The sequence below is a fragment of the Krasilnikovia sp. M28-CT-15 genome (assembly GCF_047159595.1).
Taxonomy (GTDB): domain Bacteria; phylum Actinomycetota; class Actinomycetes; order Mycobacteriales; family Micromonosporaceae; genus Actinoplanes.
Genome location: NZ_BAAGAK010000001.1, coordinates 5,067,724 through 5,082,567, shown reverse-complemented (window position 1 = coordinate 5,082,567; position 14,844 = coordinate 5,067,724). Strand labels below are relative to the sequence as shown.

Annotated in this window: 12 protein-coding genes; all 12 read left to right on the top strand. The window is 71.2% G+C overall.

Annotated elements, in window-relative coordinates; genetic code table 11:
- Positions 1–105 precede the first annotated feature (105 nt).
- The 12 genes from ACMCNO_RS23295 to ACMCNO_RS23240 all read left to right on the top strand — a co-directional run bounded on the left by ACMCNO_RS23295 (position 106) and on the right by ACMCNO_RS23240 (position 14,746).
- Positions 106–1,866, top strand: coding sequence for a thiamine pyrophosphate-dependent enzyme (locus ACMCNO_RS23295; protein ID WP_412751583.1), 1,761 nt, complete (start codon positions 106–108; stop codon positions 1,864–1,866).
- Positions 1,866–4,952, top strand: coding sequence for an FAD-binding and (Fe-S)-binding domain-containing protein (locus ACMCNO_RS23290; protein ID WP_412751582.1), 3,087 nt, complete (start codon positions 1,866–1,868; stop codon positions 4,950–4,952). The genes ACMCNO_RS23295 and ACMCNO_RS23290 overlap by 1 nt, the downstream gene beginning before the upstream one ends.
- Positions 4,940–6,019: an enolase C-terminal domain-like protein gene (locus ACMCNO_RS23285; RefSeq protein ID WP_412751581.1), complete on the top strand. Its 1,080-nt coding sequence runs from the start codon at positions 4,940–4,942 to the stop codon at positions 6,017–6,019. The genes ACMCNO_RS23290 and ACMCNO_RS23285 overlap by 13 nt, the downstream gene beginning before the upstream one ends.
- 67 nt (positions 6,020–6,086) lie before the next feature.
- A complete protein-coding gene (gene coxB, locus ACMCNO_RS23280; RefSeq protein WP_412751580.1) occupies positions 6,087–7,097 on the top strand; it encodes a cytochrome c oxidase subunit II in 1,011 nt (336 codons plus the stop codon).
- Between the two features lie 17 nt (positions 7,098–7,114).
- Positions 7,115–9,022 carry a cytochrome c oxidase subunit I gene (gene ctaD / locus ACMCNO_RS23275; protein WP_412751579.1) on the top strand — a complete coding sequence of 636 codons (1,908 nt, stop codon included), beginning with the start codon at positions 7,115–7,117 and terminating at the stop codon, positions 9,020–9,022.
- Entirely contained in the window at positions 9,019–9,651 is a 633-nt protein-coding gene (locus tag ACMCNO_RS23270) for a heme-copper oxidase subunit III (RefSeq protein ID WP_412751578.1), read from the top strand. The genes ctaD and ACMCNO_RS23270 overlap by 4 nt, the downstream gene beginning before the upstream one ends.
- Positions 9,651–10,049, top strand: a complete 399-nt coding sequence (locus tag ACMCNO_RS23265; RefSeq protein WP_412751577.1) for a hypothetical protein — start codon at positions 9,651–9,653, stop codon at positions 10,047–10,049. The genes ACMCNO_RS23270 and ACMCNO_RS23265 overlap by 1 nt, the downstream gene beginning before the upstream one ends.
- The gene (locus ACMCNO_RS23260) at positions 10,037–10,930 is read left to right on the top strand and encodes a cytochrome c oxidase assembly protein (protein WP_412751576.1); all 894 of its coding nucleotides are present in this window, start codon (positions 10,037–10,039) and stop codon (positions 10,928–10,930) included. Before ACMCNO_RS23265 ends, ACMCNO_RS23260 begins: the two co-directional genes overlap by 13 nt.
- Positions 10,927–11,316 (top strand): c-type cytochrome, encoded by a 390-nt coding sequence (locus tag ACMCNO_RS23255; RefSeq protein ID WP_412751575.1) that lies wholly within the window; start codon positions 10,927–10,929, stop codon positions 11,314–11,316. The genes ACMCNO_RS23260 and ACMCNO_RS23255 overlap by 4 nt, the downstream gene beginning before the upstream one ends.
- Before the next feature lie 9 nt (positions 11,317–11,325).
- Positions 11,326–12,195, top strand: coding sequence for a c-type cytochrome (locus ACMCNO_RS23250; protein ID WP_412751574.1), 870 nt, complete (start codon positions 11,326–11,328; stop codon positions 12,193–12,195).
- On the top strand, positions 12,192–13,064 hold the full coding sequence (locus ACMCNO_RS23245; protein WP_412751573.1) for a ubiquinol-cytochrome c reductase iron-sulfur subunit: 873 nt from the start codon (positions 12,192–12,194) through the stop codon (positions 13,062–13,064). Before ACMCNO_RS23250 ends, ACMCNO_RS23245 begins: the two co-directional genes overlap by 4 nt.
- Entirely contained in the window at positions 13,061–14,746 is a 1,686-nt protein-coding gene (locus tag ACMCNO_RS23240; RefSeq protein ID WP_412751572.1) for a cytochrome b, read from the top strand. The genes ACMCNO_RS23245 and ACMCNO_RS23240 overlap by 4 nt, the downstream gene beginning before the upstream one ends.
- Positions 14,747–14,844 lie beyond the last annotated feature (98 nt).

Sequence of the window (14,844 nt, the reverse complement as noted above, 5' to 3'; positions counted from 1 at the left end):
AGAGCCAGAGAAGCGGGCCGCCCCGGTCGTTTGCCGCCGTCGGTCAGGGGTAGGCGCCGATTCGGGCGGCGCCATCGCCGCACCACCGCAACGGAAGGACGTGCGATGCCGGAGATCGTGGGGGAGAGCCTCGTCAAACGGCTGATCGAGTGGGGCGTGGACACCGTGTTCGGGCTGCCCGGGGATGGCATCAACGGTCTGATGGAGGGGTTCCGGCGCCATGCCGGCGAGCTGACATTCGTGCTGGTGCACCACGAGGAGGCGGCGGCGTTCATGGCCGCCGGCTACGCGAAGGCGACCGGACGGCTCGGCGTCTGTGCGGCCACCTCGGGACCCGGCGCGATCCACCTGCTCAACGGGCTGTACGACGCGAAGCTGGATCACATGCCCGTGCTGGCGATCACGGGCATGCAGGAGACGTCGGTGCTGGGCAGCCGCTATCAGCAGGAGGTTCACCTGGACCGGCTGTACCAGGACGTGGCCGAGTACAACCTCATGATCACCAATCCGCAGCAGGTGCCGGCCGTGGTCGACCTGGCCATCCGCAACGCTTTGGTGAAGCGGACCGTGTCGCACCTGACGTTGCCCACCGACATCCAGGTGGCGGCGATCGGTGCGGACCCCTACCGCCACGTGGGTCCGGGCCGTCCGCCGGCGAGCATGCCGGGCCTCGACCGGCCGCAGCTGGTGCCGGGCGACGCCGAGCTTCGCACAGCGGCCCAGGTGCTCAACGCCGCGCGCAAGCCGGTGATCCTCGCCGGTGCCGGGGCCTTGCACGCCCGCGACGAGGTGATCGCGGTGGCGCAACGGCTGGGTGCGCCGGTGGTCAAGACGCTGCCGGGCAAGGCGGTCGTGCCCGACGATCACCCGGTCACCACGGGCGGGCTGGGGCTGCTCGGTACGAAGCCCAGCGAGGAGGCCATGGAGGAGTGCGACACCCTGCTCATGGTCGGCACGTCCTTCCCGTACGGGAAGTATCTGCCTGAGCCCGGCAAGGCGCGGGTGGTGCAGATCGACGCGGACGCGACGCTGATCGGGCTGCGGATGCCGGTGGAGGCGCCGGTCACCGCGGACGCGAAGAAGGGCCTGCAGGCGCTGCTGCCGCTGCTCACCGGCGGCGACGGCGCGTTCCTGGCCAAGTACGCCAAGGAGATGGACTCGTGGCGCGCGAACATGGTGGCGCTGGAGGACGAGTCCCGTGACCCGATCGCCCCGCAGTACGTGATGGGGGTCCTGGACGACTTGGCGACCGGCGACGCGATCCTGACCTGCGATTCGGGGACGATCGCGACGTGGGCGGCCCGGCACTGGACGATCCGGGAGGACCGCCGGTTCTACCTGTCTGGCAACCTCGCGACGATGGCGCCGGGGCTGCCGTATGCGATCGCCATGCAGCACGCGTTTTCCGGGCGGCAGGTCATCGCCTACGTCGGCGACGGCGGTTTCGCGATGCTGATGGCCGAGTTCCTCACTGCAGTGCGCAACGAGCTGCCGATCAAAGTGATCATCAACAACAACAACGCGTACGGTCAGATCCTCTGGGAACAGATCATCCTCGGCTATCCGGAGTACGCCGTGCGCCACAAGCAGCCCGAGTCCGACTTTTCCAGCTGGGCGCGCGGCTGCGGGGCGTACGGCCTCAAGGTGGCCAAGCCCGGCGAGGTGCACGACGCCGTCGCCGAGGCGCTGGCCCACCCCGGCCCCGCACTGGTGGACGTGGACGTCAACCCCAACGAGCCACCCATGCCCGGCAAGGTCAAGTACGAACAGGCCAAACACTTCACCGAGGCGTTCCTGCGCGGCCAGCCGCACAAGGTGGCGACCGTGGCCACCGTCGTCCGCGACAAGATCAACGAGCTGCGCTAATGACCACCACGGTCGGCCTGCCCGATCCGGTCGTGCGCGTACCCGACACCGGCGCCATCGACGTCGCCGGGCTGGAACGGGACCTGGCGGCCGAAGTGGACGGCGAAGTCCGCTTCGACGCCGGGTCCCGCAGTGCCTACTCCACCGACGCCTCCAACTACCGGCAGGTACCGATCGGTGTGGTCGTGCCGCGCACGGTCGAGGCCGCCGTCGCCGCCGTCGCCGTGTGCCGCCGCCACGGCGCCCCGATCACCTCCCGCGGCGGCGGCACCAGCCTGGCCGGCGAATGCACCAACGTCGCGGTGATCATCGACTGGTCGAAGTACTGCCACCGGCTGCTGGAGGTCGACGCCGACGCGCGGACCTGCCTCGTCGAGCCCGGCATCGTCCTGGACCTGCTCAACGACCAACTGCGCCCGACGGGCCTGGAGTACGGGCCGGAACCCGCGACCCACAACCACTGCACGCTCGGCGGCATGATCGGCAACAACTCGTGCGGCGCGACCGCCCAGCGCACCGGCAAGGTCGTCGACAACATCGTCGAGCTGGAGGTGCTGCTCTACGACGGCACCCGGATGTGGGTCGGCGAGACCCCCGACACGGAGTACGAAAAGATCATCGCGGCCGGTGACCGCAAGGCCGACATCTACCGGCAGCTGCGGGCGCTGCGCGACCGCTACCTCGCCCAGATCCGCACCCGCTACCCGGACATCCCCCGGCGCGTCTCCGGATACAACCTCGACAGCCTGCTGCCGGAGAAGACCTTCCACATCGCCCAGGCCCTGGTCGGGACCGAGGGCACCTGCGTCACCGTGCTGCGCGCCCGGCTCGCACTCGTGCCCATCGTCAAGGCCCGCACCCTGGCGTTCCTGGCCTATCCCGACATCGCCGCGGCGGCCGACCACGTGCCCCGGATCCTCGAACACACGCCCATCGCACTGGAGGGCATCGACCGCAAGCTGATCGAATTCCAGCAGCGCAAGCACCTCAACCCCGACGCGCTGCGGCTGCTCCCCGAACACGGCGCCTACCTGCTCGTCCAGATGGGCGGCGACAGCCGGCAGGACGCGGACGCCGCCGCGGAGGCCATGCTGGCCGCCCTCGGCAAGAAGCGCGACGACCCCGACGTCGGGATCTTCGACGACCCGCAGCACGAGCAGGAGATGTGGCGGATCCGCGAGTCCGGGCTGGGCGCCACCGCACGCGTGCCCGGCATGGCGGACACCTGGCCCGGCTGGGAGGACTCCGCCGTCTCGCCGCACGACCTCGGCGACTACCTGCGCGACCTGCGCAAGCTCTACCAGGAATACGGCTACGAGCAAGCCTCCCTCTACGGCCACTTCGGTCAAGGCTGCGTGCACACCCGCATCCCCTTCGACCTGATCCACCCCGCCGGCATCACGCAGTTCCGGTCCTTCGTCGAACGCGCCGCCGACCTCGTGGTCCGCTACGGCGGATCATTCTCCGGCGAACACGGCGACGGCCAGGCCCGCGGTGAACTGTTGCCGAAGATGTTCGGCGACGACCTCACGTATGCCTTCGGCCAGTTCAAAGCGATCTTCGACCCGGACAACCGGATGAATCCCGGCAAGGTCACTGCACCCAACCCGCTCGACGGCCAACTGCGCCTCGGCGCCGATTACCACCACGGCGAGGTCGACACCCACTTCGGCTACCCGCACGACGAGGGCAGCTTCGGCCGGGCGGTGCTGCGCTGCGTCGGCGTGGGCAAATGCCGCCGCCACTCCGGTGGCGTCATGTGCCCGTCGTACATGGCCACCAAGGAGGAGGAACACTCCACCCGCGGGCGGGCGCGGCTGCTGTTCGAGATGCTCGACGGTAAGGCCCGCGGCGGCGCCATCGCCGACGGCTGGCGCTCCGAGGCCGTCAAGGACGCCCTCGACCTGTGCCTGGCCTGCAAGGGCTGCAGGGCCGACTGTCCCGTCAACGTGGACATGGCCACCTACAAAGCGGAGTTCCTCGCCCATCACTACGCGGGCCGGCTACGTCCCCGCGCCCACTACGCCATGGGCTGGCTACCGCTGGCGGCGGCCGCCGTGGCGACCACCGCACCGCGGCTGGTGAACGCCCTGACCCACGCCCCCGGCCTGGCCTGGCTCGCCAAGCAGGCAGCCGGGGTGGACACCCGAAGAGAAGTCCCGGTCTTCGCCGCGCGGACCTTCCAGCGGTGGTTCGCCGGCCACCGACCGCAGGGCAACGGCGAGCGCGGCACGGTGCTGCTGTGGCCCGACACGTTCACCAACCACTTCGATCCGGGCATCGCCCGGGCCGCCGTCGAGGTGGTGGAGGCGGCGGGCTGGCGGGTGATCGTCCCGGACCGGCCCGTGTGCTGCGGCCTGACCTGGATATCCACGGGACAACTGGACGTCGCCAAGCGGGCGCTCATGCGTACGGTGGAGATTCTCCGGCCGCACCTGCGGGACGGCACCCTGGTCCTCGGTCTGGAACCGAGCTGCACCGCCGTGTTCCGCAGCGACGCGAAGGAGCTGTTCCCGCACGACGAGGACGTCGACCGGCTGCAACGCCAGACGGTCACGCTCGCCGAACTGCTCACCGCGCACACCCCCGACTGGCAACCGTCCCGCTTGGACCGAACCGTGCACGTGCAGACCCACTGCCACCACCACGCGATCATGGGCTACGGCCCTGACCGGAAGGTGCTGTCCGACGCGGGAGCCAACCTCGACGTGCTGGACAGCGGATGCTGCGGGCTGGCCGGCAACTTCGGCTTCGAGCAGGGCCACTACGAGGTTTCCGAGGACTGCGCCGAACGGGTGCTGCTGCCCGCGGTGCGTGACGCCGGACCCACCGACGTCGTGCTCGCCGACGGGTTCAGCTGCCGCACCCAGCTGGCGCAGAGCGACTCCGGCGGACGCCGCGGCGTGCACCTGGCCGAGCTGCTGCGCGCCGGGCTGCACGGCGACGACGGTCAGGGAGTACCGGAGCGCCGGTGGGCCGACCGGCCACAGGCACCGTCCCGGGCGGTGCGGGTGCTGACCGCCGCGGCGACCGGCGTCGCCGTCGCGCTGGGGCTCGGCGCGGGAATCCGCCGATGGCTGCGCTGACAGCGTCGGCCTACACCGTGCCGACCGACGGGCCGGAGGCTGACGGCACCCTGGCCTGGACGAGCACCACGCTGGTGCTCGTCCAGGCGGCCGCCGACGGGTTCACCGGACTGGGCTGGACGTACGGTCCGGCGCCCGTCGCCGCGGTGGTCACCGGGATGCTCGCTGAGGTCGTCGAGGACATCCATCCCGACGACGTCCCAGCGGCCTGGACGGCCATGCAGCGGCGGCTGCGCAACGCCGGCCGCCCCGGTATCGCCGGGCTCGCCCTGTCGGCCGCCGACAACGCGCTGTGGGACCTCAAGGCGCGCCGACACGGGCTGCCGCTGACCCGGCTGCTCGGCGCCGTGCGGGCATCGGTGCCGGTCTACGGCAGCGGCGGCTTCACCACCTACGACGCCGACCGGCAGCACGCCCAGCTCACCGGGTGGGTGGACGGCGAGGGCATCCCCCGCGTGAAGATCAAGATCGGGGAGTCGTGGGGCACCGACGTGCCGCGGGACCTCGCGCGGATGGCGGCCGCCCGCAAGAGCATCGGCGACGCCGAGCTGTACGTCGACGCCAACGGCGCCTACCAGCCCAAGCAGGCGATCCGGGTGATGCAGGCCGCCGCCGACCTCGACGTGCGCTGGTTCGAGGAACCGGTGAGCTCCGACGACCTGCCCGGCCTCCGGCAGGTCCGCGACGCCGTCGACCCGGACGTGGCCGCGGGGGAGTACGGCTACGACCTCGTGTACTTCGCGCGGATGGCGCCGTACGTCGACTGCCTGCAGATCGACGTCACCCGCTGCGGAGGCATCACCGGCTTCCAGCGCGCCGCCGCGGTGGCCGCCGCGCACGGCCTGGAGGTCTCCGGGCACTGCGCACCGCACCAGCACCTCGCCGTCGCGGCTGCCACGCCCAACCTGCGCCACCTGGAGTGGTTCCACGACCACGTCCGCATCGAGCGGCTGCTGTTCGACGGCGCCGGCGCTGCGGAGGGCGGCACGGCCGCCGCCGACCCGGGTGGGCGGGGCAACGGTCTGACGTTGCGGGAGGCCGACGCGGCCAGGTGGCGGGTGTGTTGAGCGGGTTCGGCCGGTTTGGCATGCCCGGCGCGGGGAACGCCACCTAGCCGGGGGAGAGGGAGGGCGCATGAGCCGATCTGGTCCCCAGTGGCCGACGGTGCGGCACGCCGCAGCGCTGGGTGCCGTCCTGGTCCTCGCCGGGTGCTCGGGCGGCGCGCAGTCCACGCTGCATGCCGCGGGCACCGGCGCGCGCCGCACCGAGGGCCTGTGGTGGCTCATGTTCTGGATCTCGGTCGGCATCTTCGCCGAGGTGATGGCGCTGCTGGGCTGGGCGCTGTGGCGGCGGCGCCGGCCGGGCGTGCGGACCAAGGGCGGCGATGCCCTGGGCCCGGTCACCGTGCTCGGCGTGGTGATCCCCATGGTCATCCTGGTGGCCGTGTACGGCGTCGGCCTGCGCGACCTCGACGCGCTGGCGACCCCACCGGGCCGCGCGGACATCACCGTCGACGTCATCGGGCACCGCTGGTGGTGGGAGATCCACTACCCGGACCAGCCGGGCGCCGTGACCGCCAACGAACTGCACATCCCGGTGGGGGAATCGGTCCGCGTCCGGCTGCGCACCGCCGATGTCAACCACAGCTTCTGGGTGCCGCAGCTGATGCCGAAGGTGGACCTCATCGCCGGCAAGACCAACCAGACGTGGCTGCACACCGACCAGGCCGGCACCTTCCGCGGGCAGTGCGCCGAGTACTGCGGCCAGCAGCACGCCTTCATGGCCTTCATGGTCGTGGCCGAGCCGCGCGCGCAGTTCGACAGCTGGCTGGCCGCGCTCAGCCGGCCGGCGACCACCCCGCTGACCGCCGCCGTGCAACGCGGCAAGACCGTCTTCGAACAGGGCGCCTGCGCGGCCTGCCACACCGTGCGGGGCACCAGCGCTCAGGGCAGGGTCGGACCCGACCTGAGCACGATCGGCTCGCGATGGAGCATCGGCGCAGGCGCCGCACCCAACGACGCCGGCCACCTCGGCGGGTGGATCGCGAACTCGCAGACCATCAAGCCCGGCAACGCGATGCCACCCCAACCGGTCGATGCCCAGGACCTTCCCGACCTGATCGCCTACCTCCAGTCGCTGAAGTAGAAGGGCGCGCCCGCCGCATGTCTGCCACCACCGCACAGGATGCGCGATCCGGTGAACTGGCCCGGCTCCAGCAGGAGTGGGGCGAACGGCCCTCGGTGCACAGCTGGTTCGCCACCGTGGACCACAAGCGCATCGGCCGCCGCTACATGGTCACCGCCGGCGTCTTCTTCATCATCTCCGGCGTCAACGCCGTCATCATGCGGACCCAGCTGGCCCGGCCCAACAGCACGCTGCTCTCCCCCGAGGAGTACGACCAGCTGTTCACCATGCACGGCATCGTCATGATCTTCTTCTTCGCGACGCCGATGTTCTTCGGCTTCGGAAACTTCCTGGTGCCGCTGATGATCGGGGCGCGGGACATGGCATTTCCCCGGCTGAACGCCTTCGGATACTGGGTGTTCCTCTTCTCCGGCGTGGTGATGTTCGGCAGCGAGTTCCTCGGGCGCGCGCCGGACGGCGGTTGGTTCGGGTACGTGCCGCTCACCGACCGTCCCTACGCGGCGGGCGTGAACCTCGACGTGTACTCGCTCGGCCTGCTCTTTCTCGGTGTGTCGACGACCGCCGGCGCGATCAACTTCATCGTCACCGCCCTCAAGCTGCGCGCCCCCGGGATGTCGCTCAACCGGGTGCCGCTGTTCGTGTGGGCCATCGTCGGTACGTCGTTCATGGTGATCTTCGCGCTGCCCGCGCTCAACCTCGCCAACGCGATGCTCTTCCTCGACCGGCGCTTCGGTGGCAACTTCTTCGACACCAGCCAGGGCGGTAGTGCACTGCTGTGGCAACACCTGTTTTGGATCTTCGGCCATCCGGACGTCTACATCATCGTCATGCCGGCCCTGGGCATGGTCTCCGCCGTGCTGCCCGCCTTCTGCCGGCGCGGCGTTGTCGCGTACCCGCTGATGGTCCTGGCCATCGTGACCATCTGCATCGTGTCGTTCGGTGTCTGGGTGCACCACATGTTCGCCACCGGGCTGCCGCAGCTGTCCTACAGCTTCTTCAGCGCCGCCAGCACCCTGATCACCATCCCGTCCGGGATCCAGATCTTCGCCTGGCTCTTCACCATGCTGCGCGGGCGCATCCGTGCCGGCACGCCGTTCCTGTTCGTCGTCGGATTCATCGTGACATTCGTGCTCGGCGGCTTCACGGGGGTCATGTTCGCCATCACCGCCTTCGACCAGCAGGTCACCGACTCGTACTTCGTGGTGGCGCACTTCCACTACGTACTGTTCGGCGGCGCCGTCTTCCCGATGATCGCCGGGGTGTACTACTGGCTGCCCAAGTTCACCGGCAGGATGTACCGGGAACAGCTCGGCAAGTGGGCGTTCTGGCTGGTCTTCGTCGGGTTCAACACGACGTTCCTGCCGATGCACGTCTCCGGGCTGCTGGGCATGCCGCGCCGCATCTACAGCTACCCCGGCGGGCTCGGCTGGGACCTCTGGAACCTGATCTCCACGGCGGGCTCGTACCTGCTCGCGGTGGGTCTGCTGGTCGTGCTCGCCTCGGTGGTGCAGGCGCTGTGGCGCGGTACCTCCGCCCCGGACGATCCCTGGGGCGGCGACACCCTCGAGTGGGGGACCAGTTCGCCGCCGCCGCCGTACAACTTCGCGGTGATCCCCGACGTGCACAGCGTGCATCCGATGTGGGACGACCGGACCCGCAGCATGCTGGCCGGCGGCGAGGTGCTGGCGGGCCATCGCACAGTACAGACCAGCGAACTGGACGGTGAGCGGGAACGCATCCTGGACATGCCGGAGGAGTCGCTGGCGCCGCTGGTGACCGCCTTCGGGATTCTGGTGGTCGTGCTCGGCCTGCTGTGGGGCTGGTACGTCGTGGCCGTCGGCGGCGCGGTGCTGATGTTCGCGACAGTGGCGCGCTGGTTGTGGCCGCCGGAGCGGACGCCGCAGGAGGCGGGGGTGGCGCCGTGACCGCGGCCGAGCTGTCCGAGACCGTCCGGGAGGCCACCAGCGTTCCGGCGCTGGCCACCGAGATGCCGTCCGGTCGGACCACCGGCTGGTGGGGCATGATCATGTTCGTCACCACCGAGGCGACCCTGTTCGCCGTGGCGTTCGGCAGCTACTTCTACGTGCGGTTCCAGTCCGGCCCGCAGTGGCCGCCGCCGCCACTGGAGGACCCCAAGCTCACCAAGGTGCTGATCATGACGGCGTTGCTGCTGCCCAGCAGCCTGCCGGTGATGTGGGCCGAGCGCGGCATCCGCAAGGGACAGCGCTGGCGCCTGCGCGCCGGGCTGGCCATCACGCTGGTCCTCGGCCTGTCCTTCCTGGGCATGCAAGCCTGGGAGTACTCCGAGGACCTGAAGAAGCACACCTTCACCACCGACGCCTACAGCTCGCTGTTCTACGGCATCACCACGTTCCACGGCTTCCACGTGACCGTGGGCCTGCTGATGGTCGGCTGGCTGCTGGGGGCCTCACTGCGCGGCAGCTTCGGCTACCGCCGCCACGAACGGGTCCGCCTCACCGCCATCTACTGGCACTTCGTCGACGTCGTCTGGGCAGTGATCCTCATCTGCCTCTACCTCTCGCCGAGGCTGTGATGAGTTCCCCCACGGCGCAGCGAAGCCGTATGCTCGGCGGCCTGCTCATGTGGTTCGCGGTACTGGGCGGCGCCCTGTCCTGGGCGGTGCACCTGTTCGTGGCCTGGGGCGCCGACGAGCTGACCTGCCGCTCCGGGCGCACCAGCATCGAAGGCCTCCCGCTGCGGGTGGTCATCGGCGCCGGGGTGGTGCTGCCCGCACTGGTCACCCTGGCCGCGCTCGTTCTCGCCGGGCGGGCCTGGCGCCAAACCAGAGCAGCCCAGCGCTCCCGCGACGATCCCCGGCTGGAACGCGCCGGGATGATGGCGCTGATCGGCCTGTGCGCCAACGCCCTATTCCTGTCGATCATCGTGGCCGGCGGCGCCGCGGTACTGGTGTTGGCGCCATGTCAGGGCTGAGCGCAGCCATGCCGCTCGCCCACGCCGCGCAGGGCGCCGCGGAACAGTGGTACGACGTGCTGGGCATCCTCGTCGTCGCCGGCCTGGCGGCCACCTACGGGCGAGGCGTGCACGAACTGTGGGCACGACGCGGCGCCGGCGCCGTCCTGCCGCGGTGGCGGGCGGCGGCCTTCGCGCTCGGACTGTTGAGCGTGCTCGGGGCGCAGCAAGGGCCGATCCACGACATGGCCGAGGACTCCCTGGCCGGTCACATGACGCAGCACATGCTGCTGATGCTGCTCGCCGGTCCGCTGCTGGCCGCCGGCGGGGCCGCGCTCCCGCTCGTGGTCGCCGTGCCGCGCCCGGTCCGGGGACTCGTCGCCCGCGCCCGGGTCACCTCCGCGGCCCGGTGGGTGCGCCGGCCGCTGAACACCGCCCTGCTGACCGCCGGGCTGTACACCGTCGTCCTGTGGGCCTGGCACCTTCCCGCGCCGTACCGCTGGGTCGAGGACAGCGCGGCCACCCACGGCGCCGAACACCTCAGCCTCGTCGCGGTCTCCTGGCTGCTGTGGTCCACACTCGTCGGGCCGCACCCGGCGCGGCTCAGCCCCCCGGTCGGGCTCCTGCTGCTGTTCGTCACCGGCATGGCGGCCGCCGCCCTCGGTGCGATGCTCACGCTGGCGCCCGCCCCGATCTACCCGGTGCAGCTACTCGCCGGGCCCGACCCGCTCGCCGATCAGCAACTGGCGGGCCTGGTCATGTGGGTGCCCATGGACGTCGTGATGCTCGCCGCCGCCGTCGTGCTGTTCCTGCGCTGGCTGACGGCCCTGGACCAGCGGGTACCCGCCGACCGCGACCTCCGGCCCGCAGACGACACCGCCGCCGAGGAGGTACGCGCATGAGCGTCAACCGGGCACGCTGGATATGGCCGCTGGCCGCGCCCGCCGCGCTGGCACTGCCCCAGGGCTGCGCCACTATCTCGCCCTCGCCGCCCACCGAGGTCCCCGACGGCGACCCCGGCCGCGGAGCCACCTTGATCACCCGGTACGGCTGCGGCGCCTGCCACACCGTCCCGGGCGTGAATGGCGCCGACGGCCTGGTCGGACCGCCGCTGACCAGGTTCGGAAGCCGCTCGTACATCGCCGGTGAACTGGTCAACAGCGGGCCGAACCTGCAGCGGTGGATCCAGGACCCGCAGGCCGTGGAGCCGGGCACCGCGATGCCGGACCTCCATGTCACCCCGCAGGACGCCCAGGACATCGCGGCATACCTGTTCACCCTCGACTAGGACACTGCCATGACCGCCCGCACCCCACGGCACCCCACCGCAGCGCCGATCGGCAAGACCGGCGCCGCCGCGGCCGGCGCACCGTCGGGTGCGCAGGACCGCCGGACGCCGCCTGGCCGGCGGCTGCTCGCCGCCGCAGCCGGCCTGGGCCTGTTCGGGGCGCCGCTGCTGGCACCGCCGTCACCCGCCCCGCCGGCCGCGTCGCCGACCGCCCCGGCTCCAGCCGTCACGGGGACCGGCACCGGGGCGCAGCTGTATCAGCAGCGCTGCGCCAGCTGCCACGGGACCAGCGGCGGCGGGACACAGCGCGGGCCGGCGCTGACCGCGGTCGGGCCTGCAGACGTGGACTTCCAGCTCAGCACCGGCCGGATGCCGCTGCAGCAGGAGCGCTACTCCGACGTCCACCGCGATCCGGTGTTCTCCCCAGCCGAGATCGACGCCCTCGTCGGGTACGTGGCATCGTTCCCGCCGGGCGGCGGTCCCACCATCCCCGTCGTGCAGCCCGGCGACACCCACAGCGGCCGGCAGCTGTACCTGACGTACTGCTCGGCGTGCCACTCCGCCGCCGGGGTGGGCGCGACGCTCAACAACGGCCGGTTCGCCCCCTCGCTGATGCGGGCGACCCCGACGCAGATCGGCGAAGCGATCCGAGTCGGTCCCGGCCTCATGCCCGCATTCCCCGCCGACACTCTGTCGGACGCCGACGTCAACAATGTGGCCGGGTACGTCCGCGTGCTCCAGAACCGACACGGAAACCTCGACAAAGGCGGCTGGTCGCTGGGCCGGCTGGGTCCGTTCACCGAAGGGGCGGTCGCCTGGGCACTGGGACTGGGCGCCGTGGTACTGCTGGCCCGCCGACTGGGTAGGCGGGCCCGATGAGCCAGGATCCCGGGCCGATGGGCGGCGAGCGGGGAACCGTCCGCGGCATCCGCATCGCGTTCACCGTAGCGGTGCTGGGCGCGGCCGGCTTCGCCGTCGCGTGCAGCACCGGCGGCAACACCCAGCTGCTCGGGATCGGCCTCGGAACCGCCTTCGCGGGCGTGGCCGCGGGCCTGTTCCTGTGGGGCCGCCACCTGATGTCCAGCGGCGGCTTCGTGGAGCAACGGCCGCGTCTGCGCGCGAGCACCCAGCAACGCCGCCTGCTGGCCCAGGCCGCCGGCGGACCGGAAAGCCCGATCCACCGGCGGGGCCTGGTCGGCATGCTCGTGCTCGCGCTGGGATCGATCGGCGTGGCGATGCTGTTCCCGGTCCGCTCCCTGCTGTCGTTCCGCCAACCCGACCCCGTGACCCAGTTGCGCAGCACGGCCTGGCGCGCCGGCGGTGTCCGGCTGGTCACCCCCGAGGGCGTCCCGGTACGCGCCGCGGACGTCGGGCCCGAGACCATCCAGATCGTCGTCCCGGAGGGACACCCGAAAGACGGAGACGCCCCCGCCTTCGTGGTCCGTCTCGACCCGGCGCGCCTCACCCGGCAGCCACCCGCCACCATGGTCGGCGACGGCGTCGTGGCGTATTCGTTGCTGTGCACCCACGCCGGCTGCCCGGTCGCCCTCTACGAGCAGACCACCGGCCGGATGCTGTGCCCGTGCCACCAGTCGGTCTTCGACCTGCTGGCCGGTGCCCAGCCGGTCGCCGGGCCGGCCGCCCGGCCGCTGCCCGGCCTGCCGATCGAGGTCGACGACGAGGGCTTCCTGCGCGCCCGCGGCGACTTCACCTCGCCGCCCGGCGCCGGATTCTGGAGCCGCTCATGATCACCCGACGCCTCTACCGGCACCTCGACGCGCGGCTGGGCACCACGGCGACCGGCCGGACCGCGCTGGCCAAGGTCTTCCCCGACCACTGGACGTTCATGCTGGGCGAGATCGCGCTGTACTGCTTCCTGGCGCTGGTGCTCACCGGGACGTACCTGACGCTGTTCTTCGAGCCGAGCACCGCCGAGCGGGTATACGACGGGGCGTACCAGCCGTTGGCGGGCTCCCAGGTCTCCAGCGCGTTCGCCTCGACAGTGGGGCTCAGCTTCGACGTGCGCGCCGGGCTGCTGATGCGCCAGGCGCACCACTGGGCGGCGCTGCTGTTCGTCGGGGCCATCCTGCTGCACCTGCTGCGCATCTTCTTCACCGGGGCGTTCCGCAAACCACGGGAGATCAACTGGGTCATCGGCGTCACCATGCTGGCGCTCGCCATGCTCAACGGCTTCACCGGCTACTCGATGCCGGACGACCTGCTCTCCGGGACCGGCCTGCGGATCATCTACTCGGTGGTGCTGTCCATCCCAGTGGTCGGCTCCTGGATCGCCCTGCTGTGCTTCGGCGGCGAGTTCCCCACCGGCGAGACGACTCCCCGGCTGTACATCAGCCACGTCTTCCTCGTTCCCGCCCTCTTCGCGGCCCTGATCGCACTGCACCTGGCGATCATCATCCGGCAGAAGCACACCCAGTTCCCCGGCCCTGGCCGCTCCGACCGCAACGTCGTCGGCTCCCGCCTGTGGCCGGCCTACCTGACACGCTCACTGAGCCTGGCGACCGCAGTGTTCTCGGTCGTCTTCCTCCTCGGTGGCCTCGTACAGATCAACCCGGTATGGATCTACGGGCCGTTCAACCCGGCCCAGGCCACCTCCCCGGCCCAGCCCGACTGGTACGTGGCGTGGGGCGACGGCGCCCTGCGACTGTTCCCCGCCGTCAACTTCCACGTCTTCGGCCACCTGGTCCCCGCGCCGTTTCTGCCCGGCGCGGGGGTCGGTGCGGTGACGTTCCTTTTGCTCTACACCTGGCCGTGGCTGGAACGCTGGCGCACCGGCGACCGGGACTTCCACCACCTGCTGCAACGGCCGCGGGAGCGACCCGGCCGGGTCGCCGTCGGTGCGGGCGCGCTGACCTTCTTCGCGATCCTCTTGGTGGCCGCGGCCGACGACATCATCGCCCGGCTGCTCGCCATCCCGGTCACAGGAATCCTTCGGACATTGCAGATTCTCGTGCTCACCCTGCCGTTCGTGGCGGCCGGGATCGCGTTCCTCCTCGCCCGGGCACTACGCGCCGGCAGCGCGAGCAGCCTAGCCGACCTGACCCTCGACGACGTGCGGGCAGGACTCGCCCGCGACCGCGGCACCACGGCGGACACCGGGCGACCGTCGGCCAACCAGCGGATCCACCTGTGGCGGAACCCGGACGGGACCTGGCGCTGGTGCTGGCGCGGGCCCGGCGAGACGCTGACCAGCAACGAGGCCTACCTGACCCGGCCCGAGGCCGTCGAGGCGGCGCATGTCGCCTACGCACGCGTACCGATCATCCAGGTCGACCCGCCGGCGGGTCTCGTCCTGCCGGGGCCCGCGCGCCGGCCGGGCTGGGCCGCCCGCCTCGCCGCAGCAGGCTTCTGGGTCGCGATGCTCCTGTCCGGGCGCCGCCGGTCCGCGGCACGCGACAACCGGTCGTCGTAACAAACGACCTGCTCCGCGGCGATCTCGTGCACCGCGTGAACGGTGGTGGGGTACCCGCACACCGGTGTGGAGTCCGTCCCGGGCACACGCGGCGCGCT

What these genes read in the sequence shown, in the direction of transcription:
- ACMCNO_RS23265 (WP_412751577.1), top strand. Translation starts at nt 9,651, where the DNA reads ATGAGTTCCCCCACGGCGCAGCGAAGCCGTATGCTCGGCGGCCTGCTC.
- ACMCNO_RS23245 (WP_412751573.1), top strand. Translation starts at nt 12,192, where the DNA reads ATGAGCCAGGATCCCGGGCCGATGGGCGGCGAGCGGGGAACCGTCCGC.
- ACMCNO_RS23260 (WP_412751576.1), top strand. Translation starts at nt 10,037, where the DNA reads ATGTCAGGGCTGAGCGCAGCCATGCCGCTCGCCCACGCCGCGCAGGGC.
- ctaD (WP_412751579.1), top strand. Translation starts at nt 7,115, where the DNA reads ATGTCTGCCACCACCGCACAGGATGCGCGATCCGGTGAACTGGCCCGG.
- ACMCNO_RS23285 (WP_412751581.1), top strand. Translation starts at nt 4,940, where the DNA reads ATGGCTGCGCTGACAGCGTCGGCCTACACCGTGCCGACCGACGGGCCG.
- ACMCNO_RS23295 (WP_412751583.1), top strand. Translation starts at nt 106, where the DNA reads ATGCCGGAGATCGTGGGGGAGAGCCTCGTCAAACGGCTGATCGAGTGG.
- ACMCNO_RS23255 (WP_412751575.1), top strand. Translation starts at nt 10,927, where the DNA reads ATGAGCGTCAACCGGGCACGCTGGATATGGCCGCTGGCCGCGCCCGCC.
- ACMCNO_RS23240 (WP_412751572.1), top strand. Translation starts at nt 13,061, where the DNA reads ATGATCACCCGACGCCTCTACCGGCACCTCGACGCGCGGCTGGGCACC.
- ACMCNO_RS23250 (WP_412751574.1), top strand. Translation starts at nt 11,326, where the DNA reads ATGACCGCCCGCACCCCACGGCACCCCACCGCAGCGCCGATCGGCAAG.
- ACMCNO_RS23290 (WP_412751582.1), top strand. Translation starts at nt 1,866, where the DNA reads ATGACCACCACGGTCGGCCTGCCCGATCCGGTCGTGCGCGTACCCGAC.
- coxB (WP_412751580.1), top strand. Translation starts at nt 6,087, where the DNA reads ATGAGCCGATCTGGTCCCCAGTGGCCGACGGTGCGGCACGCCGCAGCG.